Below are 3,393 nucleotides of genomic sequence, written 5' to 3' on the forward strand. Positions count from 1 at the left end.
CGAACCCCGCCCCGGCGAGCAGGCCGTGGATCGCCGAGTTGCCCACCGCCGGCTGGGGGAAGAAGGCCGACGCCAGGGAGAGCGTGCCCCCGACGACCATCGTGATGCGGCCCATCAGGTAGGCCGGGCGTAGGCCGATGCCGACCAGGATGTAGCACAGCCCCATGCCGAACAGGCCGATCACCATGATCCAGCGGTCGGTCGCGCCGACCCCGCCGAGGTAGCTGATGGTGTCGCGGACCGAGTTGTAGCTGGCGTTCTGGCGGGACGTGGACAGCACGAGCCCACCAAGGAGAAAGATCGTGGCCAGGATCGCCGGGATCACGGCCCACCACGGCACCGGTCGCACCGCGCCAGTTTGGCATGATTTTTCGCTTTTCAAGGAGCTATCCGGGTAGTCGGGTGATCACTCTCGGTCTCCGAATAGGACGTTCCCCACATCTGACGCAATCTGGGAGCCGATCATCAGGTTCGTCGGGAAAGGTCCGTGGCAGATCGCCCCCATTTGTCCGAGGGAGACATGGCCACCGTCCTCTACCGCCTGGGTCGCGCCTCGTTCCGCCGGCGCCGGCTCGTCGTCGCCCTCTGGCTCGTCGTGCTCGTCGCGCTCGGCGCCGCGGCGGCCGCGCTCATGAAGCCCACCTCGAGCGACTTCACGATGCCGGGCACCGAGTCGCAGCGGGCCATCGACGCGCTGAGCCGGGAGTTCCCCGAGGCGAGCGGGACCACCGGGACGATCGTGATCGCCGCGCCGACGGGCCGGACCCTGCGAGACGCGGACGCCCACGCGGCGGTCGCCGCCGTCGTCCAGGAGGCCGGCGCGCTGCCGGGCGCGGTCGCCGCGGTCGACCCGTACCGAAGTGGGGCCATCTCCCCGGACAACCGGCACGCCCTGGTCCAGGTGCAGTTCCGGGAGCGGGACGACGCGATCACCGACGCCCAGCGCGACGCGTACGCCCACACCGGCGCCGCCGCCGAGGCCGCCGGCCTGCGGGTCGAGCACGGCGGCGAGGTCATGCACAACGAGCCGGAGCTGGGCGGCACCGAGGGCGTCGGCGTGCTGATCGCGCTGGTCGTCCTCGTGGTCACGCTCGGCTCGCTGGTCGCCGCCGGGATGACCATGCTGACCGCGCTGATCGGCGTCGGCGCGGGCATGGCCGGGCTGTTCGCGCTCAGCGGCGTCGTCGGGCTCACCAGCACCGCGCCGATCCTCGCGCTGATGCTCGGGCTCGCGGTCGGCATCGACTATTCGCTGTTCATCACGTCCCGCTACCGGCAGCACGTCCGGGACGGTCGCGCGCTCGACGACGCCGCCGGCCGGGCGCTCGGCACGGCGGGCTCGGCCGTGCTCTTCGCCGGCGGCACGGTGGTGATCGCGCTGGCCGGGCTGGCGCTGGTCGGCATCCCGTTCCTGACCGTGATGGGCCTGGCCGCGGCCGGCACGGTCGCGGTCGCGGTGCTGGTCGCGGTCACGCTGCTGCCCGCGCTGCTGGGCTTCGCCGGCCGGCGGGTGCTGCCCCGCAGGGCCCGCACGGTCGAAGGCCACCACGCGCGCCGCCGACGGGACCGGCGCGAAGCGGCCGGCTTCCGGTGGGCCCGTCAGGTGATCAGGCTGCGGGTGCCGCTCCTGCTGGTCGGTGTGCTCGGGCTCGGCGCCCTCGCGCTCCCGGCCCTCGACATGCGGCTCGCGCTGCCGGATGCCAGCACCGCGCCCGTCGGCAGCCCCACCCGGGACGCCAACGACCTGATCACCGAGGGGTTCGGGCCCGGTTTCACCGGGCGGCTAGCGCTCGTCGTCAGCACCGACAGCGCGGCCCACACGACCGCCGCGGTGGCCCAGGTCTCCGACCGGTTGGCGGGTACGCCCGACCTCCTCGCCGTGACACCCCCGAACCTGAGCCAGGACGGGAAGACCGCGCTGCTCGGCGTGCTGCCCAGGACCGGGCCGACGGACCCGGCGACGGAGACGCTCGTGCACGAGGTCCGCGACCGCGCCCGGTCGGTCGCCGGGGCCGACGTCGCGCTGACCGGCCAGACCGCCGTCGGGATCGACGTGTCGTCGAAGCTGTCCAGCGCGCTGCCGACGTACCTCCTGCTGGTCGTCGGCCTCTCGGTCCTGCTCCTGGCTGTGGTGTTCCGGTCGGTGCTGGTGCCGGTCAAGGCGGCGCTCGGCTTCCTGCTCACGGTCGGCGCGACGTTCGGGCTGACCACGCTGGTGTTCCAGCAGGGTCACCTGGCCGGGCTGGTCGGCCTGGACACGCCGGGGCCGCTGGTCAGCTTCCTGCCGATCCTGCTGATCGGCATCCTGTTCGGCCTCGCGATGGACTACGAGGTCTTCCTGGTGTCCCGCATGCGCGAGGACTTCGTGCACGGCGACCCACCGACCCGCGCCACGATCAACGGCATGGGCCACGGAGCCCGCGTCGTCACCGCGGCCGCCCTGATCATGACCGCGGTCTTCGCGGGCTTCATCCTGCTCGACGACCCGGTCATCAAGTCGATGGGCTTCGCCCTGGCGGTCGGCGTCGCGATCGACGCCTTCGTGGTCCGGATGACCCTGGTCCCGGCGGTGATGTCCCTGCTGGGCCGCGCGGCGTGGTGGCTGCCGCGCTGGCTCGACCGCCTGCTGCCCGACGTCGACCTCGAGGGCGCGAAGCTCCGCCGACGGCTCGACGAGCCCGACCGCGAGCCGGCCCTCGCGGACATCACGAGCGGCTGAGCAGGCTGGAGACCTCGACCAGCCAGGCAAGCACTCGAACATGGTCGTGAACGACGCCTCGGGTGGTGAGGCGAAGCGGGCCCGCGTTGCGTCACGGCGGGCCGGACTGTGGCAGTTCCCGGCTGCGTGTCCTGGAGATCGGGCGTCGGCTTCCGGCTCGCAGCGGCGATGAGCGCGTCGGCGTCGGGCTTGGCCGCCGTCCTCCAGGCCCGTGCGGCGGTCTCCTCAGCCTCTTGGCGGATCTCGCCTGACAGCGCACGAGCCGCCTCGACGATCCTCGCCGCCTCGGCCTCGGGACTTGACCGTGTCCGCGGCGGCGAACCAGAGCCGCCGGCGGGTGTCGAGCACGGCGTGGCACGACAGGTAGACCAGCGCCAGGTCGTCGCGGCCGCACTGGGCGGCGAAGTCGCCGATCGCGCAGCTCACCGGCGGTCGGGTTCGGGAGCAGGGTGACGTCGAAGCCGCCCGCTGCCGGGTCGGCGAGCACCGTCCGCAGCTCGGTCCCGTAAGCGCTGCCCGTCGATCTCGATCTCGACGTCGCGGGGCTGGCGGGACAGCCACGAGGCGAGGATCGTCATCACGCCCTCCACGACGGCGAGCAGGAGGCGCCGGCGGTGACGACCTCGCCCGCCTTCGCGTTGCCGGGCATCGGGCCGTCACCGGCCCGGTCGACC

3 protein-coding genes are annotated in these 3,393 nt (G+C 73.0%); 1 reads left to right on the plus strand and 2 read right to left on the minus strand.

The features are described 5' to 3' along the window. Nucleotides 1-349, minus strand: a 349-nt coding sequence (locus AB0H87_RS39735) for a DUF998 domain-containing protein (protein WP_360158340.1), incomplete at its 3' end; no start/stop codon positions are given. 171 nt (nt 350-520) lie between these two features. Between AB0H87_RS39735 and AB0H87_RS39740 the strand changes: the two genes are divergently transcribed. Continuing rightward, nucleotides 521-2,719 carry an MMPL family transporter gene (locus AB0H87_RS39740; protein ID WP_360158342.1) on the plus strand — a complete coding sequence of 733 codons (2,199 nt, stop codon included), beginning with the start codon at nt 521-523 and terminating at the stop codon, nt 2,717-2,719. Between the two features lie 225 nt (nt 2,720-2,944). On the opposite strand, the gene AB0H87_RS39745 is transcribed toward AB0H87_RS39740, so the two are convergent. Continuing rightward, complete coding sequence (locus tag AB0H87_RS39745) at nt 2,945-3,145, minus strand: hypothetical protein (protein ID WP_360158345.1); 201 nt, start codon at nt 3,143-3,145, stop codon at nt 2,945-2,947. Nucleotides 3,146-3,393 lie beyond the last annotated feature (248 nt).

This window comes from Asanoa sp. NPDC050611 (assembly GCF_040654855.1).
In the GTDB taxonomy this organism is placed as follows: Bacteria; Actinomycetota; Actinomycetes; order Mycobacteriales; family Micromonosporaceae; genus Asanoa.

Bases quoted from the DNA above. Each gene is read 5' to 3' on its own strand.
- AB0H87_RS39740 (WP_360158342.1), top strand. From the start codon at position 521: ATGGCCACCGTCCTCTACCGCCTGGGTCGCGCCTCGTTCCGCCGGCGC.